We start from the raw sequence: 26,432 nt of genomic DNA on the forward strand, positions 1-26,432 counted from the left end.
AAAAGCCGCCGCCGCACGCATCCATGTGCGCCCCGCCCGGGCCCGCCGCCGGGACCCGGCCGGTGCGCATGGAGAGGAGAGACCTTTGAGCCATCCCCATCCCGAACTCGGCCCGCCCCCGGCACTCGCGGACGGCGCCCTGCGCGTCACGCCGCTCGGCGGACTCGGCGAGATCGGCCGCAACATGACCGTCTTCGAGTACGGCGGCCGCCTGCTGATCGTCGACTGCGGCGTCCTCTTCCCCGAAGAGGAACAACCGGGCGTCGACCTGATCCTCCCGGACTTCACCACCATCCGGGACCGCCTCGACGACGTCGAGGGCATCGTCCTCACGCACGGCCACGAGGACCACATCGGCGCCGTGCCCTACCTGCTCCGCGAAAAGGCGGACCTCCCGATCATCGGCTCCAAGCTGACCCTCGCCCTCATCGAGGCCAAGCTCCAGGAGCACCGCATCCGCCCCTACACCCTCCAGGTCGCCGAGGGCGGCCGGGAGCGCATCGGGCCCTTCGACTGCGAGTTCGTCTCCGTCAACCACTCCATCCCCGACGGCCTGGCCGTCGCCATCCGCACCCCCGCGGGCGTCGTCGTGCACACCGGCGACTTCAAGATGGACCAGCTGCCCCTCGACGGCCGCCTCACCGACCTGCCCGCGTTCGCGCGCCTCGGCGAGGAGGGAATCGACCTGCTGCTCGCCGACTCCACCAACGCCGAGGTCCCCGGATTCGTCGCGCCGGAGAAGGACATCTCCGGGGTGCTGCGGGGCGTGTTCGCGGGCGCCCAGCGGCGGATCATCGTGGCCAGCTTCGCGAGCCACGTCCACCGCATCCAGCAGGTCCTGGACACGGCGCACGCGTACGGCCGGAAGGTCGCCTTCGTCGGCCGCTCGATGGTCCGCAACATGGGCATCGCCCGTGACCTCGGCTACCTGCGCGTGCCCGCCGGCCTCGTCGTCGACGTGAAGACACTCGACGACCTGCCGGACCACGAGGTGGTCCTCGTCTGTACGGGCTCGCAGGGCGAGCCGATGGCCGCCCTGTCCCGCATGGCCAACCGCGACCACCAGATCCGCATCGTCGCCGGCGACACCGTCATCCTCGCCTCGTCCCTGATCCCCGGGAACGAGAACGCCGTCTACCGGGTCATCAACGGCCTCACCCGCTGGGGCGCCAACGTCATCCACAAGGGCAACGCCAAGGTCCACGTCTCGGGCCACGCCTCAGCCGGCGAACTGCTGTACTTCTACAACATCTGCAAGCCCCGCAACGTCATGCCCGTCCACGGCGAGTGGCGCCACCTGCGCGCGAACGCCGAACTCGCGGCGGCGACCGGCGTCCGCGCCGACCGCATCGTCATCGCCGAGGACGGCGTGGCCGTCGACCTGGTCGACGGGGTCGCCAAGATCTCCGGCAAGGTCCAGGCGGGATACGTGTACGTCGACGGCCTCTCCGTCGGCGACGTCACGGAGTCCTCGCTCAAGGACCGCCGGATCCTCGGCGAGGAGGGCATCATCAGCGTCTTCGTCGTGGTGGACAGCACGACCGGAAAGATCGTCGGCGGCCCCCACGTCCAGAGCCGCGGCTCGGGCATCGAGGACGGGGCGTTCCGCGCTGTCATCCCGAAGATCGAGGAAGCCCTGGCCAAGTGCGCCTCCGACGGCGTCGCCGAGACGCACCAGCTCCAGCAGCTGGTACGGCGCACGGTGGGGAAGTGGGTCTCCGACACCTTCCGCCGCCGGCCGATGATCCTCCCGGTCGTCGTCGAGGTCTGACCCGGCCCCGACCCGATCCCGACCCGGCCCCGTCCGACACCCTGCCCCTTCCCCTGACCCCGCCTCGGACGTTGCCCGGGGCGGGGGTTGGGGAAGGAGTTGGGGCGCGGCGGGGCCGGGCCGATTTGCACGGGGGCCGAACGTCCAGTAGGTTTACTCCACCGCCCGACGAGCCCGAGGGCAGTCGTGCCCGCTCAACTGGGCCCGAGGGGCGGTCATTTCAACCCTGAGGAACCTGTTAGGGTTGGAACACACCGAAGGGAAACGCCCGGAGAGGCCCGTGAGGGTTTTGAAGGAAGTGTCCGTTCTTTGAGAACTCAACAGTGTGCCAAGTAGTCGATGCCAAGTGTTTGTGAAACACAGCATTACAGCAGTAGCGAGGCAGACTCGTTCTGTGGTGCTTTGATTCTGTTGAAGCATTTACGGAGAGTTTGATCCTGGCTCAGGACGAACGCTGGCGGCGTGCTTAACACATGCAAGTCGAACGATGAAGCCCTTTCGGGGGTGGATTAGTGGCGAACGGGTGAGTAACACGTGGGCAATCTGCCCTGCACTCTGGGACAAGCCCTGGAAACGGGGTCTAATACCGGATGTTCACCTCTGGGCGCATGCCTGGGGGTGGAAAGCTCCGGCGGTGCAGGATGAGCCCGCGGCCTATCAGCTTGTTGGTGGGGTGATGGCCTACCAAGGCGACGACGGGTAGCCGGCCTGAGAGGGCGACCGGCCACACTGGGACTGAGACACGGCCCAGACTCCTACGGGAGGCAGCAGTGGGGAATATTGCACAATGGGCGCAAGCCTGATGCAGCGACGCCGCGTGAGGGATGACGGCCTTCGGGTTGTAAACCTCTTTCAGCAGGGAAGAAGCTCCTTGGGGTGACGGTACCTGCAGAAGAAGCGCCGGCTAACTACGTGCCAGCAGCCGCGGTAATACGTAGGGCGCAAGCGTTGTCCGGAATTATTGGGCGTAAAGAGCTCGTAGGCGGCTTGTCGCGTCGGATGTGAAAGCCCGGGGCTTAACCCCGGGTCTGCATTCGATACGGGCAGGCTGGAGTTCGGTAGGGGAGATCGGAATTCCTGGTGTAGCGGTGGAATGCGCAGATATCAGGAGGAACACCGGTGGCGAAGGCGGATCTCTGGGCCGATACTGACGCTGAGGAGCGAAAGCGTGGGGAGCGAACAGGATTAGATACCCTGGTAGTCCACGCCGTAAACGGTGGGCACTAGGTGTGGGCGGCATTCCACGTCGTCCGTGCCGTAGCTAACGCATTAAGTGCCCCGCCTGGGGAGTACGGCCGCAAGGCTAAAACTCAAAGGAATTGACGGGGGCCCGCACAAGCGGCGGAGCATGTGGCTTAATTCGACGCAACGCGAAGAACCTTACCAAGGCTTGACATACACCGGAAAACCGTGGAGACACGGTCCCCCTTGTGGTCGGTGTACAGGTGGTGCATGGCTGTCGTCAGCTCGTGTCGTGAGATGTTGGGTTAAGTCCCGCAACGAGCGCAACCCTTGTCCTGTGTTGCCAGCACGCCCTTCGGGGTGGTGGGGACTCACGGGAGACTGCCGGGGTCAACTCGGAGGAAGGTGGGGACGACGTCAAGTCATCATGCCCCTTATGTCTTGGGCTGCACACGTGCTACAATGGCCGGTACAATGAGCTGCGATGCCGTGAGGTGGAGCGAATCTCAAAAAGCCGGTCTCAGTTCGGATTGGGGTCTGCAACTCGACCCCATGAAGTCGGAGTCGCTAGTAATCGCAGATCAGCATTGCTGCGGTGAATACGTTCCCGGGCCTTGTACACACCGCCCGTCACGTCACGAAAGTCGGTAACACCCGAAGCCGGTGGCCTAACCCCTTGTGGGAGGGAGCCGTCGAAGGTGGGACTGGCGATTGGGACGAAGTCGTAACAAGGTAGCCGTACCGGAAGGTGCGGCTGGATCACCTCCTTTCTAAGGAGCACCGTGCCGCATGCGGGCAAGTGTCCCGCACGGCCAGCTCATGGGTGGAACATCGATTACGCGTCACGGCACACTGTTGGGTATCTGAGAGCGCGGGCACGCAAGTGTCTGTTTCTCTTATGGGTTGTTGTTTGAGAACTGCACAGTGGACGCGAGCATCTGTGGCCAAGTTTTTAAGGGCGCATGGTGGATGCCTTGGCACCAGGAACCGATGAAGGACGTGGGAGGCCGCGATAGGCCCCGGGGAGCTGTCAACCGAGCTGTGATCCGGGGGTGTCCGAATGGGGAAACCCGGCAGTCGTCATGGGCTGTCACCCGCTGCTGAATGTATAGGCAGTTGGGAGGGAACGCGGGGAAGTGAAACATCTCAGTACCCGCAGGAAGAGAAAACAACAGTGATTCCGGGAGTAGTGGCGAGCGAAACTGGATGAGGCTAAACCGTGTGTGTGTGATACCCGGCAGGGGTTGCGCATGCGGGGTTGTGGGAGTTTACGTGACCGGTCTGCCGGCTGGTCGGCGAGTGAGAAACCGTACGTGTAGGCGAAGGGCATGCGAAAGGCCCGGCGTAGAGGGTAAGACCCCCGTAGTCGAAACGTGTACGGCTCGTTGTGAACCACCCAAGTAGCACGGGGCCCGAGAAATCCCGTGTGAATCTGGCGGGACCACCCGCTAAGCCTAAATATTCCCTGGTGACCGATAGCGGATAGTACCGTGAGGGAATGGTGAAAAGTACCGCGGGAGCGGAGTGAAAGAGTACCTGAAACCGTGTGCCTACAAGCCGTGGGAGCGTCGCCGTTGTTCCTTTGGGGACTTCGGTCGTGACTGCGTGCCTTTTGAAGAATGAGCCTGCGAGTTAGCGGTGTGTAGCGAGGTTAACCCGTGTGGGGTAGCCGTAGCGAAAGCGAGTCCTAGCTGGGCGTTGAGTTGCACGCTCTAGACCCGAAGCGGGGTGATCTAGCCATGGGCAGGGTGAAGCGGCTGTAAGAGGTCGTGGAGGCCCGAACCCACCAGGGTTGAAAACCTGGGGGATGACCTGTGGTTAGGGGTGAAAGGCCAATCAAACTCCGTGATAGCTGGTTCTCCCCGAAATGCATTTAGGTGCAGCGTCGTGTGTTGCTTGCCGGAGGTAGAGCTACTGGATAGGCGATGGGCCTTACCGGGTTACTGACCTTAGCCAAACTCCGAATGCCGGTAAGTTGAGCGCGGCAGTGAGACTGCGGGGGATAAGCTCCGTGGTCGAGAGGGAAACAGCCCAGAGCATCGACTAAGGCCCCTAAGCGTATGCTAAGTGGGAAAGGATGTGGAGTCGCAGAGACAACCAGGAGGTTGGCTTAGAAGCAGCCATCCTTGAAAGAGTGCGTAATAGCTCACTGGTCAAGTGATTCCGCGCCGACAATGTAGCGGGGCTCAAGCGTACCGCCGAAGTCGTGTCACTCACACTAGAGCCTTAACGGGTGTGTGGGTGGGTAGGGGAGCGTCGTGTGCCGGGTGAAGCCGCACTGGAAGGTAGTGGTGGACGGTTCGCGAGTGAGAATGCAGGCATGAGTAGCGATACACACGTGGGAAACGTGTGCGCCGATTGACTAAGGGTTCCTGGGTCAAGTTGATCTGCCCAGGGTAAGTCGGGGCCTAAGGCGAGGCCGACAGGCGTAGTCGATGGATAACCGGTTGATATTCCGGTACCCGCTGTGAAGCGCCCAGCATTGAATCAGGTGATGCTAAGCCCGTGAAGCCCCCTCGTTGATCCTTCGGGTGATGCGGGGTGTGGTGGAGCCGGTGACCCGAGCTTGTAGTAGGTGAGTGATGGGGTGACGCAGGAAGGTAGTCCAGCCCGGGCGGTGGTTGTCCCGGGGTAAGGGTGTGGCCTGAGAGGCAGGTAAATCCGTCTCTCGTGAAGGGTGAGACCTGATGCCGAGCCGATTGTGGTGAAGTGGATGATCCTATGCTGTCGAGAAAAGCCTCTAGCGATGTTTCATGGCGGCCCGTACCCGAAACCGACTCAGGTGGTCAGGTAGAGTATACCGAGGCGTTCGGGTGAACTATGGTTAAGGAACTCGGCAAAATGCCCCCGTAACTTCGGGAGAAGGGGGGCCGCTTCTGGTGATGGCTTTTACGGCCGGAGCTGGGGGTGGCCGCAGAGACCAGCGAGAAGCGACTGTTTACTAAAAACACAGGTCCGTGCGAAGCTGTAAGGCGATGTATACGGACTGACGCCTGCCCGGTGCTGGAACGTTAAGGGGACCGGTTAGTCATTCCTTTGGGGTGGCGAAGCTGAGAACTTAAGCGCCAGTAAACGGCGGTGGTAACTATAACCATCCTAAGGTAGCGAAATTCCTTGTCGGGTAAGTTCCGACCTGCACGAATGGCGTAACGACTTCTCGGCTGTCTCAACCATAGGCCCGGTGAAATTGCAGTACGAGTAAAGATGCTCGTTTCGCGCAGCAGGACGGAAAGACCCCGGGACCTTTACTACAGCTTGATATTGGTGTTCGGTTCGGCTTGTGTAGGATAGGTGGGAGACTGTGAAGCGGCCACGCCAGTGGTTGTGGAGTCGTCGTTGAAATACCACTCTGGTCGTGTTGGATGTCTAACCTGGGTCCGTGATCCGGATCGGGGACAGTGTCTGGTGGGTAGTTTAACTGGGGCGGTTGCCTCCTAAAGTGTAACGGAGGCGCCCAAAGGTTCCCTCAGCCTGGTTGGTCATCAGGTGGTGAGTGTAAGTGCACAAGGGAGCTTGACTGCGAGACTGACGGGTCGAGCAGGTGCGAAAGCAGGGACTAGTGATCCGGCGGTGGCTTGTGGGAGCGCCGTCGCTCAACGGATAAAAGGTACCCCGGGGATAACAGGCTGATCTTCCCCAAGAGTCCATATCGACGGGATGGTTTGGCACCTCGATGTCGGCTCGTCGCATCCTGGGGCTGGAGTCGGTCCCAAGGGTTGGGCTGTTCGCCCATTAAAGCGGCACGCGAGCTGGGTTTAGAACGTCGTGAGACAGTTCGGTCCCTATCCGCTGCGCGCGTAGGAGTCTTGAGAAGGGCTGTCCCTAGTACGAGAGGACCGGGACGGACGGACCTCTGGTGTGCCAGTTGTTCTGCCAAGGGCATGGCTGGTTGGCTACGTTCGGGAGGGATAACCGCTGAAAGCATCTAAGCGGGAAGCCTGCTTCGAGATGAGGACTCCCACCCCCTTGTAGGGGTTAAGGCCCCCTGTAGACGACGGGGTTGATAGGCCGGATCTGGAAGCCCTGTGAGGGGTGGAGGTGACCGGTACTAATAGGCCGAGGGCTTGTCCATAGCTGCTTGCGTCCACTGTGTAGGTTCTGAGACAACAACCCAGCTTTTTTGAGGCATCGTGTTGTGTGTTTCATGGTGTTTCGGTGGTCATAGCGTTGGGGAAACGCCCGGTCTCATTCCGAACCCGGAAGCTAAGCCCGACCGCGCCGATGGTACTGCACGGGGGACCGTGTGGGAGAGTAGGTCACCGCCGAACAAACTTTACGACTGAACCCCCGGACACCGTCCGGGGGTTCAGTCGTTTCCGCACCCTTCGGCGGCCCTCAGCTCCCGTTCCGCTGACCCGGTACCCGCATGGTCAGGATCGCCATGTCGTCCGACGCGGGCTCCGCCGCGAAGCGTTCCACCGTGCGCAGCACGCGGGCCGCCACCGCGCCGGCCGTGAGGCCCGTGCATGTCGTGAGGACGTCGACCAGGCCCTCGTCGCCGAGCATCCGGGTGCCTTCGCGGCGTTCGGTGACGCCGTCCGTGACGCAGAGGAGGACGTCGCCCGGGTCGAGGACCAGCTCTTCGCTGTGCAGCTCCAGGTCGTCCATGACGCCCAGGAGCGGCTGGGATTCCGTGGCCTGTTCCACCGTGCCGTCGGGGCGCAGGCGGAGCGGGGGCGGGTGGCCGGCGCAGACGGTTTTGAGGACCGCGCTGCCGTCCGGCTGGGGCCAGAGTTCGCCGTAGAGCAGGGTGAGGAAGCGGCCGCGGGCGCCCTCGTCGAGGATGGCGGCGTTGAGGCGTTCCAGTACCGCCGGGCCGCCGAAGCCCTCGCGGGCCAGCAGGCGCAGGGCCGTGCGGGCGAGGCCCGTGACGGCGGCGGCTTCCGGGCCCGTACCGCAGACGTCGCCGATCGCGAAGCCGTAGGTGCCGTCGCGGATTTCGAAGAGGTCGTAGAAGTCGCCGCCGACCTCGTTGCCTTCGCCCGCGGGACGGTAGATGACCTCGACCTCGACGCCGGGGACGTCGGGCAGGCCCGGGGGCAGGAGGCTGCGTTGCAGGGACTGGCTGATGGTGGTGCGCTCGCTGTAGAGGCGGGCGTTGTCGAGTGCGAGGGCCGCCCGGCGGGAGAGGTCCTCGGCGAGTTCGAGGATCTCCTGGCGGAAGTGCTCGTCGGTCGGCTTGCCCAGGACGAGCATGCCGATGACGCGGTTGCGGGCGACGAGCGGCAGCACAACGGTTTCGCCACCGACGGTGGCGGCCGTGGCCAGGGATGTTTCGGCGTCTTCGGCGAGGGTGGTGTTGCCCGCGATGCTGACGCTGAGGAACGAGTGGCGCAGCGCCAGCGTGTGCGCCGCGTCGCCGGGGCCGCGCCACAGGCGGGCGCCGGGGACGAGGACGGCCTCGGGCGGGTCGATGCGGGCGAGCAGGGCCCGTAGGTCGTCGATGCGCTCCTCGTCCTCGTGCAGGACGTAGCTCAGTTCGGGCTCGGCCTGCTCGGGGAGGGTGTAGACGGCGCACCAGGCGGCGAGCGTGGGGACGATCATCTGGGCCATGAGGGCCAGCGTCTGGTCCCGGTCGAGGGTGCCGGCGAGCAGGTCGGACGCTTCGACGAGGAAGGACAGGGAGCCGCGGCGCAGCCGCTCCAGCTCGCCGAGCCGGGCGGATTCGACGGCGAGCGCGATGCGGTCGGCGGCGAATTGCAGCCGCAGCGCCTCCTCGTTGGTGTAGCGGCCGGGCATCTCGGCGGCGACGCCGAGGGAGCCGGTGAGCCGTCCTTCGACCTTCAGCGGTACGGACACGACCGACCGCATGCCGGTGGCGGCCAGCAGGGGCACGGCGTCGGGGTCGGCCATGAGGTCCTCGTGGACGGCCGGGAGGCGGGCGGAGCCGTAGCGTCCGGTGCCGGTCTCGACGGGGACGCGGGCGAACCGCTGGCGGGCGGAGGGCAGGCCGGTGGAGGCGCGCACCTCCAGTTCGGTCTCGTCGTCGGTGGCGAGCAGCAGGTACGCGGCGTCGCCGGCGAGCATGTCGCGGGCGCGCTCGACGGTGCGCTGCAACAGGCCGTCGAGGTCGTCGGGGGAGGGGGTGCCGATGAACGCCTCGAAGGAGTCGCCGCCGGGGAAGGTGCCGGTGCGGCTCTCGCCGCCGTCGCCGGCGGGGGCGCGCAGGGGGCTCTGGAGGACGGCGCGTTCGCGGTCGCGGACCATCAGGCAGATGGTGGACGGGTCGCCGGCGGAGTCGCGCAGGCGCATGTGCGAGGCGTAGACGGGGGTGACGCGCCCGTCGTTGCAGCGGATGCCGTACGAGCCCTCCCAGCGGGACAGCTGGAGCGCCTCGGCGAGCCCGGTGCCGGTGCCGGGGGTGTGGGGCCAGGCGGCGAGGTCGCCGAGGGGCTTGCCGACGACCTTCTCCGGTTCGTACCCGAAGAGGTCGCGGGCGTCGTCGTTCCACTCGCTGACCAGGCCGCCGCGGTCGATGCGGACGACGGCGACGCGGATGCGCTCCTCGGCCAGCGGCAGCTCGTCGACGGCCAGCTCGGGGCCGGCGGCGCGGGTGCCGGCGGGCGGCTCGGCGACGTTGAGCTGGAACCAGACGCGCTTGTGCTCCGCGGTGTAGTCGACGCCCCAGCGGCTCGCGAGGGCGGCGCAGAGCATCAGGCCGCGGCCGCCTTCGCGGTCGAGGGGGGTGGGCTGGAGCGCGGGGCTGTGCAGGGGCAACTCGCGCTCGGCGTGCCGGTCCGCGACCTCGATCCGTACCGCGTCGGCCATCCGGACACAAAGGACGTCTACTGCCGTACCCGCGTGAATTATGGCGTTTGTCACAAGTTCACTGGTCAGTACGACGGCGTCGTCGGTGGCCTCCGGGTGGCCCCAGCCCTGGAGGGTGTCGCGGACGAAGGTCCTGGCCGCGGCGACGGAGCGCCCGACCGGCTCGAAGGTGGCCGCAGCCCGCGCGGTGGTCACCAGGTCTCCTCTCGATGTGCCACTCTCCCGGCTGAAGGGATGGACGGCGGATGCCAGGGTACTTACCTTCCCCCTGCGGACAGATGCCGGATCCTTCTCTTAACACTCGGAAAGTGCGCCTTAGCCGCCGAACTGTTATGGCCTGTCGGGGGCGGGGTGAAACACTGGGAGGGCTTCGGAGGGAGCCCGAGGTGTACGTCGACCCTGCGGGAGGGACACAGTGGAGTCTGACGCGAGCGCGCAGGGCGTGAGTCCGCGCACGAAGGGCGGGCGCTCCCGGACGCCTTCCGGGACGACCCAGGTCGACACGGCCTCGCTCTACCGCCTGCTCGGCGCGCTGGAGTCCATGCGGGACGGCAACTTCCGCAAGCGGCTGCGGGTCGGCGGTGACGGGCTGATGTCCGAGGTCGCCGAGGTCTTCAACGAGGTCGCTGAGCGTAACCTGCACGTCACCGGCGAGCTGTCGCGGGTGCGGCGCATGGTCGGGCGCGAGGGCAAGCTGGCGGAGCGGCTGTCCGCGGGGCCCTGCGAGGGGTCGTGGGCGGCGGCGGTCGACGCGTCGAACGCGCTGGTCGACGATCTCGTACGCCCCCTGGCGGACGTCGGCCGGGTGCTGACCGCGGTGGCGGACGGCGATCTGCAGCAGCGCATGGACCTGCGGCCGCAGGGCCAGGACGGCGCCCCGCACCCGCTGCGCGGCGAGGTGCTGAAGATGGGGCGCACGGTCAACGGGCTGGTGGACCAGCTGTCGGTGTTCACGGACGAGGTGACCCGGGTCGCCAGCGAGGTCGGCACCGAGGGCAAGCTCGGTGGCCAGGCGAAGGTGCGCGGGATGGCCGGGTCCTGGAAGGACCTCACGGACTCCGTGAACACCATGGCGTACCGGCTGACGGCCCAGGTCCGCGACATCGCCCTGGTCACGACGGCGGTCGCCAAGGGCGACCTGTCGCGCAAGGTCACCGTCCACGTGGCCGGCGAGATGCTGGAGCTGAAGAACACCGTCAACACGATGGTCGACCAGCTCTCCGCGTTCTCCTCCGAGGTGACGCGGGTGGCCCGGGAGGTGGGCACCGAGGGCGAGCTGGGCGGGCAGGCGCAGGTCGAGGGCGTCGGCGGGGTGTGGAAGGACCTCACGGACAGCGTGAACCTGATGGCGGGCAACCTCACCGCCCAGGTGCGCGGCATCGCGCAGGTCACCACCGCGGTCGCCAACGGCGACCTGTCGCAGAAGGTGACCGTCAGCGCACGCGGCGAGGTCGCCCAGCTCGCGGACACGATCAACACGATGACCGAGACGCTGCGCACCTTCGCCGGCGAGGTCACCCGGGTGGCCAGCGAGGTCGGCGCGGAGGGGCGGCTCGGCGGGCAGGCGCAGGTGCCGGGCGCGGCGGGGATCTGGAAGGACCTCACCGACTCGGTGAACACCGCCTTCTCCAACCTCACCCGGCAGGTCCGCGAGTTCGCGCAGGTCACCACGGCGGTGGCGAACGGCGACCTGTCGCAGAAGGTCACCGTGGACGTGGCCGGCGAGATGCTGGAGCTGAAGAACACCGTCAACACGATGGTCGACCAGCTGTCGTCCTTCGGCGCCGAGGTCACGCGGGTCGCCCGCGAGGTCGGGGCGGAGGGCGAGCTCGGCGGGCAGGCGCAGGTGCCGGGCGCGGCGGGCACGTGGAAGGACCTCGTCGACTCGGTCAACACGGCCTTCCGCAACCTGACCGGCCAGGTCCGCAACATCGCGCAGGTCACGACGGCGGTGGCGAACGGCGACCTGTCGCAGAAGGTCACGGTCGACGTCTCCGGCGAGATGCTCCAGCTGAAGAACACCGTGAACACCATGGTCGACCAGCTGTCCTCCTTCGCCGACCAGGTCACGCGGATGGCGCGGGACGTGGGCACGGAGGGCCGGCTGGGCGGGCAGGCGCGCGTCGAGGGGGTCTCGGGCACGTGGAAGGACCTGACGGACTCCGTCAACTCCATGGCGTCCAACCTGACCGGTCAGGTCCGCAACATCGCCCAGGTGACGACGGCCGTGGCGCGCGGTGACCTGTCGCAGAAGATCGAGGTCGACGCCCGCGGGGAGATCCTGGAGCTGAAGAACACCATCAACACGATGGTGGATCAGCTGTCGTCGTTCGCCGAGCAGGTCACCCGGGTGGCGCGCGAGGTCGGCACCGACGGCCGCCTCGGCGGCCAGGCGAGGGTGCAGGGCGTGGCGGGCGTCTGGCGCGACCTGACGGACTCGGTCAACTTCATGGCCGGCAACCTGACCGGTCAGGTCCGCAACATCGCCCAGGTCGCGACGGCCGTGGCGCGCGGTGACCTGTCGCAGAAGATCGACGTGGACGCCCGCGGGGAGATTCTGGAGCTGAAGAACACCATCAACACGATGGTGGATCAGCTGTCGTCGTTCGCCGAGCAGGTCACCCGGGTCGCCAGCGAGGTGGGCACGGACGGGAAGCTCGGCGGCCAGGCCGAGGTCCAGGGCGTCTCCGGTACGTGGAAGGACCTCACCCAGTCCGTCAACTCCATGGCGAACAACCTGACCTCGCAGGTGCGCAGCATCGCCGAGGTCACCACCGCGGTGGCGCGCGGCGACCTGTCCAAGAAGATCACCGTCGACGCGCGGGGCGAGATCCTCGAACTCGTGACGACGGTGAACACGATGGTGGACCAGCTGTCGTCGTTCGCCGAGCAGGTGACGCGGGTGGCGCGCGAGGTCGGCACCGAGGGCCAGCTCGGCGGCCAGGCGAGGGTGCGCGGGGTCTCCGGCATCTGGAAGGACCTCACCGACAACGTGAACCAGATGGCGGTCAACCTGACCAGCCAGGTGCGCAACATCTCCCAGGTCGCCACCGCCGTCGCCAACGGCGACCTGACCCGCACGGTCACCGTCGAGGCCCGCGGCGAGGTCCAGCAGCTCGCCGCCACCGTCAACACCATGGTCAAGACGCTGTCGTCGTTCGCCGACGAGGTCACCCGCGTCGCCCGCGAGGTCGGCACCGACGGCCGGCTGGGCGGCCAGGCCCGCGTGCCCGGCGTCTCGGGTACGTGGAAGGACCTCACCGAGTCCGTGAACTCGATGGCGTCCAACCTCACCAACCAGGTGCGCAACATCGCCATGGTGACCACGGCGGTGGCCAGCGGCGACCTGTCGAAGAAGATCGACGTGGCCGCGCAGGGCGAGATCCTGGAGCTGAAGACCACGATCAACACGATGGTCGACCAGCTGTCGTCCTTCGGCGACGAGGTCACCCGGGTCTCCCGCGAGGTGGGCACGGAGGGCCGCCTCGGCGGCCAGGCGCGGGTGCCGGGGGTCTCCGGGATCTGGAAGGACCTCACGGAGTCCGTGAACCTGATGGCGAACAACCTGACCAGCCAGGTGCGGCAGATCGCGCAGGTGGCCACCGCGGTGACCCGCGGCGACCTCAACCTCAAGATCGACGTGGACGCCTCCGGCGAGATGATGGAGCTTCAGGACCACATCAACACGATGATCGTGAAGCTCCGCGAGACGACCATCGCCAACAAGGAGCAGGACTGGCTCAAGGGCAACCTCGCCCGCATCTCCGGCCTGTTGCAGGGCCGCCGCGACCTCGCCGACGTCGCGCGGCTCATCATGAGCGAGCTGACGCCGGTGGTGGCCGCGCAGCACGGCGCGTTCTTCCTGGTGCAGCGCTCCGGCGCCGAGGCCGTCGTCGAGATCGGCGCGGCCAGCGGGGACGACGCGTACGAGCTGCGCATGATCGGTTCGTACGGACACTCCGGCAGCGAGCTGCCGGACGTGCTGCGCCCGGGCGAGACCCTGGTGGGCACCGCCGCGCAGGAGCGGCGCCCGATCGTCGTCGAGAACGTGCCCGAGGGCTATCTGAAGATCGCCTCGGGGCTCGGCGAGGCGCCGCCGGCGCACGTGATCGTGCTCCCGCTGGTCTTCGAGGGCCGGGTGCTGGGCGTGGTGGAGCTGGCGTCGTTCCAGCCGTTCACCCAGATCCAGAAGGACTTCCTGGGGCAGATCGCCGAGGTCATCGCCACCAGCGTCAACACCATCAGCGTCAACTCCAAGACCGAGGTGCTGCTGGGCCAGTCCCAGGAGCTCGCCGCGCAGCTGCGCGACCGGCAGGGCGAGCTGGAGGTGCGGCAGAAGGCGCTCCAGGAGTCGAACGCCGAGCTGGAGGAGAAGGCGGAGCTGCTGGCCCGGCAGAACCGCGACATCGAGATCAAGAACGTGGAGATCGAGGAGGCCAAGCAGGGCCTGGAGGAACGGGCCGAGCAGCTGGCGGTCTCGATGCGGTACAAGTCCGAGTTCCTGGCGAACATGTCGCACGAGCTGCGCACGCCGCTGAACTCCCTGCTGATCCTCGCGAAGCTGCTCGCCGACAACGGCGACGGGAACCTGACGCCGAAGCAGGTGGAGTTCTCCGAGACGATCCACGGCGCCGGCTCGGACCTGTTGCAGCTCATCAACGACATCCTCGACCTGTCGAAGGTCGAGGCGGGCAAGATGGACGTGAGCCCCACCCGGATCGCGCTGGTGCAGCTCGTCGACTACGTGGAGGCCACGTTCCGGCCGCTGACGGCGGAGAAGGGCCTCGACTTCTCCGTACGGGTCTCGCCCGACCCGCCCGCGACGCTCAGCACCGACCAGCAGCGGCTGCTCCAGGTGCTGCGCAACCTGCTGTCGAACGCGGTGAAGTTCACCGACAGCGGGGCGGTGGAGCTGCTGATCCGCACCGCCCGGGACGACGTGCCGCGGGCCATCAAGGAACAGCTGCTGGAGCAGGGCGCGCTGCGCGACCCGGACGCCGAGCTGATCGCGTTCTCGGTGACCGACACCGGGATCGGCATTCCGGCCAACAAGATGGGCGTGATCTTCGAGGCGTTCAAGCAGGCGGACGGCACGACGAGCCGGAAGTACGGCGGCACCGGGCTCGGGCTGTCGATCAGCCGGGAGATCGCCCGGCTGCTGGGCGGCGAGATCCACGTCGACAGCGAGCCGGGCCGCGGCTCGACGTTCACGCTGTACCTGCCGCTGCACCCGACCGAGCTGCCCGCCCCCGGGCGGGCGGGCACGGGCGTGTCCGCGGCCGCGGGCGCCGTCGCCGGCGCGGCCGCCGCGGACGCGCTCGCGGCGGTGGGGCGGGAGCACGCCGAGGCGGTGGAGGCCGTCGCGAGCGGCGCGGCCGACGTCGAGGCGCCGCCTTCGGGCCGTACGCGCCCGAGGGCGGCCGCTGACGGCCGCTCAGCGGCCGCGGGGGAGCCGGCCGGGGCCGCGGGCGACGGGCGCGCTCCGGACGCCGCAGCGGCGCCTGGAGCGGCTTCCGGCGGCCTCTCCGCGGACGGCGGCGGGCCGGACGAGGCGGCGGCCCGGGACCGGCTGCCGGCGCCGCGCTTCCGGGGCACGTTCAGCGGTGAGAAGGTGCTGATCGTCGACGACGACATCCGCAACGTCTTCGCGCTCACCAGCGTGCTGGAGCAGCACGGGCTCGCGGTGCTCTACGCGGAGAACGGCCGCGAGGGCATCGAGGTGCTGGAGCAGCACGAGGACGTGGCCGTGGTGCTGATGGACATCATGATGCCGGAGATGGACGGCTACGCCACGACCGCGGCGATCCGCCGGATGCCGCAGTTCGCCGGGCTGCCCATCATTGCGCTGACGGCGAAGGCGATGAAGGGCGACAAGGAGAAGAGCATCGAAGCGGGCGCGTCGGACTATGTCACCAAACCGGTGGATACCGACCGATTGCTCACGGTGATGAGCGAGTGGATGAGCGGAGAGTAGTCAAATCGCCGCGAGATCCCGCACTTTGATGACTCAGTGTGTCCAAATGCGTGTGAGAACACGGGATTCCGGGAACCAAACTGATCGCAGGCGCGTTGTCGCAGTGTGGGCGGTGACAACTCGGTGACAGGGTGTGGCGAGTCTCGGGGTGTGGATACGATGACCGGCACGAGGGCGGCGGGCACGGTGGGCGCGTCTTCCGCGACGAGGACCGGCACACCGCCGGGGCGAGGAGGGCAGGCCATGGTGCAGAAGGCCAAGATTCTCCTGGTCGACGACCGGCCGGAGAATCTGCTGGCGTTGGAGGCCATCCTTTCCGCGCTGGATCAGCACCTGGTCCGGGCGTCGTCCGGGGAGGAGGCGCTCAAAGCGCTGCTGACCGAGGACTTCGCGGTGATCCTGCTCGACGTGCAGATGCCGGGCATGGACGGGTTCGAGACCGCGGCGCACATCAAGCGCCGCGAGCGCACCCGCGACATCCCGATCATCTTCCTCACGGCCATCAACCACGGCCCGCACCACACGTTCCGCGGGTACGCCGCCGGAGCCGTCGACTACATCTCCAAGCCCTTCGACCCCTGGGTGCTGCGCGCGAAGGTCTCGGTCTTCGTCGAGCTGTACATGAAGAACCTCCAGCTGCGCGAGCAGGCCGGCCTGCTGCGGCTCCAGCTGGAGGGCACCCAGAAGGGCAACGGCGACGGGACCGCGCAGACCGGGCTGCTCGCCGAGCTGTCCGCCCGGCTCGCCGCCGCCGAGGAGCAGGCCGAGGCGCTGTCGAAGCAGCTGAGCGGGTCGAGCGCGGAGTCCGCCGTCGTCGCCACCGCCGCGCACCTGGAGCGGAAACTCACCGGGCTGCGCAAGGCGATCGACGCCCTGGAGCCCGGCTCCCGCCCCGACGCGGAGTAGCCCCCGGCCCGCCCGGGCCGGGGTGCGCGGGGGATGCGTACCTGCACGTCCTACGTGTCCCGTGCGGGCGCTGCCGGTAATCTCGCACCCATGGCCTCACGTACCTCTGGCAGCGGCAACTCCCGGCAGCGGTCCGGAGGTAGCACGGCCAAAAAGCCCGCGGCGAAGAAGGCGCCCGCGAAGGCCCCCGCCAAGAAGCCGCCGGCGAAGAAGGCCGCCGGCGCCAAGAAGGCGCCGGCCAAGAAGCCGGCCCCCTCGCCCACCGCGGGTGTGCTGCGCCTGCTGCGCGCCGTCTGGCTCGGCCTCGCCCGCACCGTCGGCTTCCTCTTCCGGGGCATAGGGCGCGGCGCCAAGGGCCTCGACCCCGCCCACCGCAAGGACGGCCTCGCGCTGCTGCTGCTCGGCATCGCCCTGATCGTCGCGGGCGGCACCTGGTCGAACCTTCAGGGTCCCGTCGGCGAGCTGGTCGAGATCCTGGTCACCGGCGCCTTCGGCCGCCTCGACCTGCTCGTGCCGATACTGCTGGCCACCATCGCCGTACGCCTCATCCGCCACCCCGAGAAGACCGAGGCCAACGGCCGCATCGTCATCGGCCTCTCCGCGCTCGTCGTCGGCGTGCTCGGGCTGGTGCACCTGGCCTGCGGCACCCCCGGGCGCGGCGAGGGGGCGCAGACGATCAGGGACTCCGGCGGGTTCGTCGGCTGGGCCGTGTCCCGGCCGCTGGTCACCACGCTCGGCGACGTGCTCGCGCTGCCGCTGCTGGTGCTGCTGACCGTCTTCGGGCTGCTCGTCGTCACCGCCACCCCGGTGGCCCGGATCCCGGACCGGATCCACGCCGCCGGGGTACGGCTCGGGCTGGTGGCGCCGCGTCCCGACCCGGCGGCGGTGGCCAAGGCGGAGGACTTCGACGACGACTGGCGCGACAGCCTGGTCCGTACGGACGAGGACTCCGGCGACGAGGACCCGCCCCCGCCGCGCCGCCGCCGTCCCCGCAAGGCCGCGCCCGCCGCGCCGTCGCCCTCCGCGCGCCGGGCCGCCGCCGACCGCGAGCACGGCGGGATGGACCCCATCGACGCGGCCGCCGCCGCGGCCACCGACCTCGACGGCGCCGTGCTGCACGGCGTCCAGCCGTCCCCGCTGCTCGCCGGCCTCACCCACGGCGTCGCCGAGCGCACCGGGGGCGTACCGGCCGCGCGCGAGGAGCCCGGCGCGGAGGAGGAGGCCGCCCGCGCGGAGCACGCGGAGTCGTCCGTCCCCGACCTCACCAAGAAGTCCGCCGAGCCCGACCCGGCCGCCCTGCCGCCGCGCGCCGAGCAGCTCCAGCTCTCCGGCGACATCACCTACGCGCTGCCGTCCCTCGACATCCTGGAGCGCGGCGGCCCGGGGCGTACGCGCAGCGCCGCCAACGACGCCGTCGTCGCCTCCCTCACGCAGGTCTTCACCGAGTTCAAGGTCGACGCCGCCGTCACCGGCTTCACCCGCGGCCCGACCGTCACCCGGTACGAGGTGGAGCTGGGCCCGGCCGTGAAGGTCGAGCGCATCACGGCGCTGACGAAGAACATCGCCTACGCCGTCGCCAGCCCCGACGTGCGCATCATCAGCCCCATCCCCGGCAAGTCCGCCGTCGGCATCGAAATCCCCAACAGCGACCGCGAGATGGTCAAGCTCGGCGACGTGCTGCGCTCCGCGGACGCGGCCGGCGAGGACCACCCCATGCTCGTCGGCCTCGGCAAGGACGTCGAGGGCGGCTACGTCTCGGCCAACCTCGCGAGGATGCCGCACATCCTCATCGCCGGCGCCACCGGCTCCGGCAAGTCCTCCTGCATCAACTGCCTCATCACCTCCGTCATGGCGCGGGCCACGCCGGAGGACGTGCGGATGGTCCTGGTCGACCCCAAGCGGGTGGAGCTGACCTCGTACGAGGGCATCCCGCACCTGATCACGCCGATCATCACCAACCCCAAGCGGGCCGCCGAGGCGCTGCAATGGGTCGTGCGCGAGATGGACCTGCGCTACGACGACCTCGCCGCCTACGGCTACCGGCACATCGACGACTTCAACGCCGCCGTCCGCTCCGGCAAGGCCACCGCCCCGGCCGGCAGCGAGCGCGAGCTGGCCCCGTACCCGTACCTGCTGGTGATCGTCGACGAGCTGGCCGACCTCATGATGGTCGCGCCGCGGGACGTCGAGGACGCGATCGTACGGATCACGCAGCTCGCCCGCGCCGCCGGCATCCACCTGGTGCTCGCCACCCAGCGCCCCAGCGTCGACGTCGTCACCGGCCTGATCAAGGCGAACGTGCCCTCCCGGCTCGCCTTCGCCACCTCCTCCCTCGCCGACAGCCGCGTCATCCTCGACCAGGCCGGGGCCGAGAAGCTGATCGGCAAGGGCGACGGGCTGTTCCTGCCGATGGGCGCGAACAAACCGGTCCGGCTGCAGGGCGCCTACGTCGAGGAGGACGAGGTCGCGGCCGTCGTGCAGCACTGCAAGGACCAGATGGCGCCGGTCTTCCGCGAGGACGTGGTGGTCGGCGGGGCGAAGAAGAAGGAGATCGACGAGGAGATCGGCGACGACCTCGACCTGCTCTGCCAGGCGGCCGAGCTGGTGGTCTCCACGCAGTTCGGCTCCACCTCGATGCTCCAGCGCAAGCTGCGCGTCGGGTTCGCCAAGGCGGGCCGGCTGATGGACCTGATGGAGTCGCGCGGCATCGTCGGTCCGAGTGAGGGTTCGAAGGCCAGGGACGTACTCATCAAACCAGATGAAATGGACGGAGTGCTCGCCCAGCTGCGGGGGCAGGATCACCCGTAGCGGCGACGCGGGCAACCGGTTCGGGGTCTGATGCGTCACATCCATGGGCCGGTCGGGTGAACCGCGGTCGGGCTGTACGTCTATCCCGATGGCCCATTAAGTGTGCTCGACCGGTTGGCCGATCCTTTTACAACCCCCCTAGACTGAACACCCGGCAGGTGGCTCACCCCGAAAGGCGCCCACGTGTCCCTCGGCAACTCCCCCACAGGCGACCGTCCTTCCGTCGGTCGCGCACTTCAGCAGGCCCGCCTTGACGCCAAGCTGTCCGTCGAACAGGTCAGCTTGTCCACGCGTGTGCGCATCCCGATCATCCATGCCATCGAACAGGACGACTTCTCCCGCTGCGGCGGCGACGTCTACGCCCGCGGGCACGTGCGCACGCTCGCGCGGGCGGTCGGCCTGGCGCCCGAGGGCCTGGTCGAGCAGTTCGACGCCGAGCACGGCGGCCGGCCCGTGCCGACACCCGCCGCCCCGATGTTCGAGGCCGAGCGCATCCGCCCCGAGCCGCGCCGGCCCAACTGGACCGCCGCCATGGTCACCGCCATCCTGGCCGTCGTCGGCTTCGTGGGCTTCACCGTCTTCGCCGGCGGCGACGAGGACGAGCCGGACGGCTCCGCGGTGGCCGGGGAGTCGCAGGACTCCGGCAAGACGAAGGACCCCGACTCCGGCAAGGACGCCGACGACCGGCAGAGCCGCGGCCCGCAGCCCTCGGAGAGCGCCGTCGCGGGCGCGCCGCCGGACAAGGTGACGCTGCGGATCGTCGCCGCGGACGGGCAGAGCTGGATCTCCGCGCAGGGCGCCGACGGACGCGCGCTGGAGGAGGGCGTCCTCGCCCAGGGCGACTCCGTCACCGTCACCGACAGCGAGAAGATCTACCTCGTCCTCGGCAACGCCGGCGGCGTCGACCTCTTCGTCAACGGCAAGCAGATCGAAGAGGACTTCCAGCCCGGCGAGGTGGAGCGCCTGACGTACACGAAGGGCGATCCGGAGGCCGGCTGACCGGCCCGGGCGGGCGGCGCGGCGGGCCCGGCCTGCGGCAAGGCTCGCACGCCCGTGCCCTCGCGCGCCCGTGCTTCGGACGGGCGTGCGGAATGCGGCTGGTCGGCGGCGGTTTGCGGGCGCGGGACGAAGTAGGCTGAGCCCATGCCTGAACGCCGTACCGTCGCCCTTGTCACGCTCGGCTGCGCCCGTAACGAGGTGGACTCGGAGGAGCTCGCGGGCCGCCTGGCGGCGGACGGCTGGGACCTCGTCGCGGACGCCGCCGCCGCGGACGTCGCCGTCGTCAACACCTGCGGGTTCGTCGAAGCCGCCAAGAAGGACTCCGTCGACGCCGTGCTGGAGGCCAACGACCTCAAGGACGCGGGCCGTACGCAGGCCGTCGTGGCCGTCGGCTGCATGGCCGAGCGCTACGGCAAGGAGCTGGCCGACGCGCTGCCGGAGGCCGACGGCGTCCTCGGCTTCGACGACTACGCCGACATCTCCACGCGGCTCCAGACCATCCTCTCCGGCGGCGGCCACGCCGCGCACACCCCGCGGGACCGGCGCAAGCTGCTGCCGATCAGCCCCGCGGAGCGGCAGGACGCCGCCGCCGGCGGCGCGGCGGCGCTGCCGGGGCACGGGGACACGGCCGCCGCCGCGGACCCCGGCTCCGCCGCCGGCTCCGCGCCCGCCGACCTGCCCGCCGGGCTCGCCCCCGCCTCCGGGCCGCGCCCGCCGCTGCGCCGCCGGCTCGGCTCGGGGCCGGTCGCCTCGGTCAAGCTGGCCTCCGGCTGCGACCGGCGGTGCACGTTCTGCGCCATCCCCTCCTTCCGCGGCTCCTTCGTCTCCCGCCGGCCCTCCGACGTCCTCGGCGAGACGCGCTGGCTGGCGGAGCAGGGCGTACGCGAGATCATGCTCGTCTCCGAGAACAACACCTCGTACGGCAAGGACCTCGGCGACGTCCGCCTGCTGGAGACCCTCCTGCCCGAGCTGGCCGCGGTGGACGGCATCGAGCGGATCCGGGTCAGCTACCTCCAGCCCGCCGAGATGCGCCCCGGGCTGATCGACGTGCTGACGTCGACGGAGAAGGTCGCGCCGTACTTCGACCTGTCCTTCCAGCACGCCGCCCCCGGGGTGCTGCGCGCGATGCGCCGCTTCGGGGACACGGAGCGGTTCCTGCAACTGCTCTCGGAGATCCGCTCGCGGGCGCCGGAGGCGGGCGCCCGGTCGAACTTCATCGTCGGCTTCCCCGGCGAGACCGAGCGGGACGTCGAGGAGCTGGAGCGCTTCCTCACCGGGGCGCGGCTGGACGCCGTGGGGATCTTCGGCTACTCCGACGAGGAGGGCACCGAGGCCGCGTCGTACGAGTCGAAGGTCGCGCCGGAGGCGGTCGCGGAGCGGCTGGCGCACATGACGCGGCTGGCGGAGGAGCTGACCGCGCAGCGGGCCGAGGAGCGGGTCGGCGAGACGGTACGGGTCCTGGTGGACGCGGTCGAGGACGCCGACGCGGACGGCGCCGGGGATGGGGGCGCCGGTGCCGAGGGCACGGAGGTCGTCGGCCGGGCGGCGCACCAGGCGCCGGAGACCGACGGCGTGACGCTGCTCGTCGGCGGGACCGCGCCGGACGCGGCGCCCGGGGCGCTGGTCACCGCGAAGGTGGTGGCGAGCGAAGGCGTGGACCTGGTGGCGGAGCCGATAGGCGAGCCCGATCGGCGGCGCCCCCGGGAGCCGGCCGGGGAGGCCGCGAGATGAGCCCCGCCCCGGCCGCCGGTCAGGCCGGTCTGTGGAACATCGCCAACGTCCTCACCATGGTGCGGCTGCTGCTCGTACCGGCGTTCGTGCTGCTCATGGCCGCCCAGGGCGGCCACGACCCGGCCTGGCGCTCGTTCGCGTGGGCCGCCTTCACGATCGCCATGATCACCGACCTCTTCGACGGGGAGCTGGCCCGCCGCTACGACCTCGTCACCGACTTCGGGAAGATCGCCGACCCCATCGCCGACAAGGCGATCATGGGCGCCGCGCTGATCTGCCTGTCGGCGCTGGGCGACCTGCCCTGGTGGGTGACGATCGTGATCCTGGCGCGGGAGTTCGGCATCACCCTCATGCGGTTCTGGGTGATCAGGCACGGCGTGATCCCGGCAAGCCGGGGCGGGAAGCTGAAGACCCTGGCTCAGGGGGTGGCCGTGGGCATGTACATCCTCACCCTCACCGGACCGCTCGCCACACTGCGCTTCTGGATCATGGCCGCGGCCGTGGTCCTCACCGTGGTGACCGGCCTGGACTACGTCAAGCAGGCGATCGTGCTCCGCCGCAGGGGGCTGGCCGCCGAACGGGAGCAGAGAGTCCAGTGACCACACAGAACACCCACGGGACCGCGGCCGACCTCCTCGCCCTGTGCGAGGAGCGCGGCGTCACCCTCGCCGTCGCCGAGTCCCTCACCGGCGGTCTCGTCGCCGCCGAGATCACCGCGGTGCCCGGCGCCTCCCGGTCGTTCCGGGGCGCCGTCACCACGTACGCGACCGACCTCAAGCGGGACGTGCTCGGCGTCGACAGCACGCTGCTCGCGCAGCGCGGCGCCGTCGACGGCGAGGTCGCCCGGCAGATGGCCTCGGGGGTGCGCTGGCGGCTCGGCGCGGACTGGGCGGTGGCGACCACCGGCGTCGCCGGGCCGGATCCCCAGGACGGCCAGCAGCCGGGTACCGTCTTCGTCGCCGTGGCCGGTCCCGAGGGGCGCAGCGAGACGCGGTCGCTGAACCTGGCGGGGTCTCGCACGGAGATCCGCACGGCGGCCGCGGGGGAGGCCCTGGCGCTCCTCCGGCGCCACCTGGACGCGGCACCGCAGGGGCAGGAGAGCCGGAAATACCCGGAAAATCCAGATCAGGGAGCCTCGCATTCCTCGCTTGGCGAACGGTGAAGATGACTTCCGTCGCCGCACTGTCACGGTGTGAGGCGGTACGGTGGAGCGGAGAGGATCCGGATCCGAGGTCCTAGGAGGGAGCCACGCATGATTTTGCTCCGTCGCCTGCTGGGTGACGTGCTGCGCCGGCAGCGACAGCGCCAGGGCCGGACGCTGCGCGAGGTTTCCTCGTCAGCGCGTGTTTCCCTCGGCTATTTGTCGGAGGTCGAGCGGGGCCAGAAGGAGGCGTCCTCCGAGCTGCTGAGTTCGATCTGCGATGCCCTCGACGTCCGGATGTCCGAGCTGATGCGCGAGGTGAGCGGCGAGCTCGCCCTCGCGGAGCTGGCCCAGTCCGCCGCGGCGACCGAGCCCATCCCGGCTCCCGTGCGGTCGTTCACTGTGACGTCGGTTACAGGGATGCCCGACGGCGAGCGGACCACCATCAGGGCTCCGAAGGAGCCCGACCCCGTCGCGGCCTGAGCGCCCCGGGGCGCCGCGCGAAGAAGAGCCTGCGAGAGCCCGGTCCCGCCCGATGCGGACCGGGCTCTCGGCGTGCCCGCCGCGCTCACCCGCCCGGCTGGCAGCGCGGGCACCAGTACGTCACCCTCCCCGGCTCCGTGGGCGGCGCCCCCGCGTCCGCCCCGTTTCCCGCGTCCGCGGCGTCCCCCTGCGCCCGTCTGCGTACCGCCGTGCCGCAGCGCAGACACGGCCGGCCGCCGCGCCCGTAGACCCACAGCCGCCGGTCGGGGCGCCGGCTCGGCGTCGTCGTACGGGCCGCCCGGTCCCGGTTCGCCACCAGCAGCCGCCGGGCGGCGGCGACGAGCCGGGCGGGCTCCGGGAGCGCGGACACCGGGGCGTACGGGCTGACGCCGGCGAGGAAGCACAGCTCCGACTTGTAGACGTTGCCGATGCCGGCGAGGTTGCGCTGGTCCAGCAGCGCCTCGCCCAGCGGGCGGGCGGGGTCGGCGAGCAGCCGGCGCTCCGTCTCCGCCGGGTCCCAGCCGGGGCCGAGCAGGTCGGGGCCGAGGTGTCCGACGACCCTGTCCTCCGCGGCGGTGCGCAGCAGCTCCAGCACCTGCAACCGGTAGCCGACCGCCGTACGGCCGGCGTTGCCGAGGACCGCGCGGATCTGGTGCCCGGGCCCGCCGCGCCAGGGCGCCCCGGGCCCGTACAGCATCCAGGCGCCCTCCATCCGCAGGTGCGAGTGCAGCGTCAGCCCGCCCTCGACCCGGGTCAGCAGGTGCTTGCCGCGGGGCACGACCTCGGTGACCTCGCGGCCGGTCAGGTCGGCGGTGGCCAGGCTGGGCACGCGCAGGTCGCAGCGGGTCAGCCGGCGCCCGGCCAGCGCCTCGTGCAGCAGGCGCGCGGTGCGCCAGACCGTGTCTCCTTCGGGCACGCCCCCATCGTGCCAGGGGTGGGGCTGGACCCACCCCGGTCCGGGGCCTGCGGGGGCGGTGCCCGGGACGCCGCGCGGGACACGATGGGCGGCATCATGAGGACGGAACGGGGAGGCATCATGAACAGACTGCGGCCGTACGTGACCGCGCAGGGACGCGCCGTCGTGCTGGTGGCGCTGGCCCCGCTGGTGAGCGTGGTGCAGGCGGTCATGCTCGCCTCGCTCGTCGTCGCCTTCGGGCTGGGCCTGATGTTCGTCTTCCCGTGGGCCGTGGGCCTCGCCCGCGGCGTCGCCAACCTGGCGCGCGCCCTGACCGGCCGCTGGACCGCGCGGCCGATCCCCGCGCCGTACCTCCCCACGCCGCCGCACGCCCGGCCCGGCCCCGACGGGCGCTACCGGCACCTGGGCGTCAGCTACCGCAGCCCCCGGCTGCCGGAGTTCTTCGAGCGCGTCCACCGGCTGCTGTCCGACCGCGCGACCTGGCGCGACACCCTGTGGCTGGTCACCGAGCCGGTCGTCGGGCTGGCGCTGGCCGTGCTGCCGCTGCTCGCCGTCGGCTACGGGCTGTTCGGCATGGCGCTGCCGCTCCTGTGGGACCCGTCGTATCCCGGGGACACCCTCGTCGACTACGCGGGCGTCGAGGTCGCCTCGCGGGACACCGCCCTGGCGCTGGTGCCGGTGGGGGCGGCGCTGTGCGCGCTCGGGGTGGCGGCCGGGCCGTCGGCGATGGCGCTGCACGCGCGCTGGACGCGGTCCCTGCTGGCGCCGACGCGGGCGTCGCAGCTGGCGCTTGAGGTCGCCGCGCTGGACGAGAAGCGCACCGCGGCCACCGACTGGCAGGCGGCCGAGGTGCGGCGCATCGAGCGCGACCTGCACGACGGCCCGCAGGCGCGGCTCGTGGCCCTCGGCATGACCGTCTCGGCGGCGGAGGAGCTGGTCGACAGCGACCCGGCGGCGGCGAAGGTGCTGCTGCGGCAGGCGCAGGACTCGTCGTCGGCGGTGCTGCGGGAGCTGCGCGGGCTGGTACGGGGCATCCACCCGCCGGTGCTGGCCGAGCGGGGTCTCGCCGACGCCGTACGGGCGCTGGCGCTGGACAGCGCGCTGGAGGTACGGGTCGAGGCCGACCTGCGCGGGCGGCTGCCGGACCCGGTGCAGTCCGCGGCGTACTTCGCGGTGGCGGAGATCCTGGCCAACGCGGGCAAGCACGCCGGGGCGGACCGGGTGGACATCGACCTGTGGCACCGCGACGGGGTGCTGTGCGCGACGGTCACCGACGACGGCCGCGGCGGCGCGGTGCCCGCGGCGGGGGGCGGGCTGCGGGGCGTGGAGCGGCGGATCAAGCCGTTCGACGGGGTGCTGGCGGTGAGCAGCCCGGAGGGCGGGCCGACGACGGTGGCGGTGGAGATCCCGTGCCCGCTGGGGGCGGAGTACTGCGAGCCGGAGCCGGCGGACGGCGGGGACACCGGAGGCCCGCGCGGGCGGGCGGCGGGGCGCGGGGAGCTGTGGCTGACGGCCCTGGCCCCGGTAGTGTGTTCCGTCGCGCTGTTCCCGCAGGGGCTGGTCACCGGGCTGCTGCTGGTCCTGGGCACGGACAACCGGTCGTGGTTCCTCGCCCTGTACATGCCGGAGCCGCTGCGCTGGCCGACGGTGCTGGCGATGGTGGCGCTGGGCCTGACCGGGGTGCCGCCGCTGCTGCGGCGGTGGCGGAAGGGCGGCGCGAAGCAGGCGTGCTGACGGGGGACGGCGGGGCGGA

Annotated in this window: 12 protein-coding genes and 3 rRNA genes; 13 read left to right on the forward strand and 2 right to left on the reverse strand. The window is 69.8% G+C overall.

Annotated elements, in window-relative coordinates; all coding sequences use genetic code 11:
* The first annotated feature begins 85 nt into the window (after nucleotides 1-85).
* The 4 genes from ACHZ99_RS13460 to rrf all read left to right on the forward strand — a co-directional run bounded on the left by ACHZ99_RS13460 (nucleotide 86) and on the right by rrf (nucleotide 7,221).
* Nucleotides 86-1,771, forward strand: a complete 1,686-nt coding sequence (locus ACHZ99_RS13460; RefSeq protein ID WP_420304763.1) for a ribonuclease J — start codon at nucleotides 86-88, stop codon at nucleotides 1,769-1,771.
* A gap of 419 nt (nucleotides 1,772-2,190) precedes the next feature.
* A 16S ribosomal RNA gene (locus tag ACHZ99_RS13465) occupies nucleotides 2,191-3,723 on the forward strand.
* Nucleotides 3,724-3,895: 172 nt separating this feature from the next.
* Nucleotides 3,896-7,025: ribosomal RNA gene (locus tag ACHZ99_RS13470) — 23S ribosomal RNA — on the forward strand.
* 79 nt (nucleotides 7,026-7,104) lie between these two features.
* A 5S ribosomal RNA gene (rrf, locus tag ACHZ99_RS13475) occupies nucleotides 7,105-7,221 on the forward strand.
* Together the 16S, 23S and 5S rRNA genes form the textbook arrangement of a ribosomal RNA operon.
* Before the next feature lie 67 nt (nucleotides 7,222-7,288).
* Here the strand turns inward: rrf and ACHZ99_RS13480 are convergent.
* Nucleotides 7,289-9,916 carry a SpoIIE family protein phosphatase gene (locus tag ACHZ99_RS13480; protein ID WP_420304764.1) on the reverse strand — a complete coding sequence of 876 codons (2,628 nt, stop codon included), beginning with the start codon at nucleotides 9,914-9,916 and terminating at the stop codon, nucleotides 7,289-7,291.
* 346 nt (nucleotides 9,917-10,262) lie between these two features.
* On the opposite strand from ACHZ99_RS13480, the gene ACHZ99_RS13485 reads away from it, so the two are divergent.
* The 8 genes from ACHZ99_RS13485 (at nucleotide 10,263) to ACHZ99_RS13520 (ending at nucleotide 23,763) form a co-directional block, all read left to right on the forward strand.
* Complete coding sequence (locus tag ACHZ99_RS13485) at nucleotides 10,263-15,695, forward strand: HAMP domain-containing protein (protein ID WP_420305200.1); 5,433 nt, start codon at nucleotides 10,263-10,265, stop codon at nucleotides 15,693-15,695.
* Nucleotides 15,696-15,938: 243 nt separating this feature from the next.
* Complete coding sequence (locus tag ACHZ99_RS13490; RefSeq protein ID WP_420304765.1) at nucleotides 15,939-16,601, forward strand: response regulator; 663 nt, start codon at nucleotides 15,939-15,941, stop codon at nucleotides 16,599-16,601.
* 90 nt (nucleotides 16,602-16,691) lie between these two features.
* Entirely contained in the window at nucleotides 16,692-19,409 is a 2,718-nt protein-coding gene (locus ACHZ99_RS13495) for a DNA translocase FtsK (RefSeq protein ID WP_420304766.1), read from the forward strand.
* A 183-nt stretch (nucleotides 19,410-19,592) separates the two neighbouring features.
* Entirely contained in the window at nucleotides 19,593-20,408 is an 816-nt protein-coding gene (locus tag ACHZ99_RS13500) for a helix-turn-helix domain-containing protein (RefSeq protein ID WP_420304767.1), read from the forward strand.
* 144 nt (nucleotides 20,409-20,552) lie between these two features.
* Nucleotides 20,553-22,139, forward strand: a complete 1,587-nt coding sequence (rimO, locus tag ACHZ99_RS13505) for a 30S ribosomal protein S12 methylthiotransferase RimO (protein WP_420304768.1) — start codon at nucleotides 20,553-20,555, stop codon at nucleotides 22,137-22,139.
* On the forward strand, nucleotides 22,136-22,738 hold the full coding sequence (pgsA, locus tag ACHZ99_RS13510; protein ID WP_420304769.1) for a CDP-diacylglycerol--glycerol-3-phosphate 3-phosphatidyltransferase: 603 nt from the start codon (nucleotides 22,136-22,138) through the stop codon (nucleotides 22,736-22,738). The genes rimO and pgsA overlap by 4 nt, the downstream gene beginning before the upstream one ends.
* The gene (locus ACHZ99_RS13515) at nucleotides 22,735-23,301 is read left to right on the forward strand and encodes a CinA family protein (RefSeq protein WP_420304770.1); all 567 of its coding nucleotides are present in this window, start codon (nucleotides 22,735-22,737) and stop codon (nucleotides 23,299-23,301) included. The genes pgsA and ACHZ99_RS13515 overlap by 4 nt, the downstream gene beginning before the upstream one ends.
* Before the next feature lie 90 nt (nucleotides 23,302-23,391).
* On the forward strand, nucleotides 23,392-23,763 hold the full coding sequence (locus ACHZ99_RS13520) for a helix-turn-helix domain-containing protein (protein ID WP_420304771.1): 372 nt from the start codon (nucleotides 23,392-23,394) through the stop codon (nucleotides 23,761-23,763).
* Nucleotides 23,764-23,848: 85 nt separating this feature from the next.
* On the opposite strand, the gene ACHZ99_RS13525 is transcribed toward ACHZ99_RS13520, so the two are convergent.
* On the reverse strand, nucleotides 23,849-24,679 hold the full coding sequence (locus ACHZ99_RS13525) for an Fpg/Nei family DNA glycosylase (protein ID WP_420304772.1): 831 nt from the start codon (nucleotides 24,677-24,679) through the stop codon (nucleotides 23,849-23,851).
* A gap of 120 nt (nucleotides 24,680-24,799) precedes the next feature.
* Here ACHZ99_RS13525 and ACHZ99_RS13530 point away from each other — a divergent pair, with 120 nt between their 5' ends.
* Nucleotides 24,800-26,413 carry a sensor histidine kinase gene (locus ACHZ99_RS13530; RefSeq protein WP_420304773.1) on the forward strand — a complete coding sequence of 538 codons (1,614 nt, stop codon included), beginning with the start codon at nucleotides 24,800-24,802 and terminating at the stop codon, nucleotides 26,411-26,413.
* Nucleotides 26,414-26,432: the final 19 nt, after the last annotated feature.

Origin of the sequence: Streptomyces sp. MAR4 CNX-425 (genome assembly GCF_048656465.1) — a bacterium.
Taxonomy (GTDB): Bacteria; Actinomycetota; Actinomycetes; order Streptomycetales; family Streptomycetaceae; genus Streptomyces.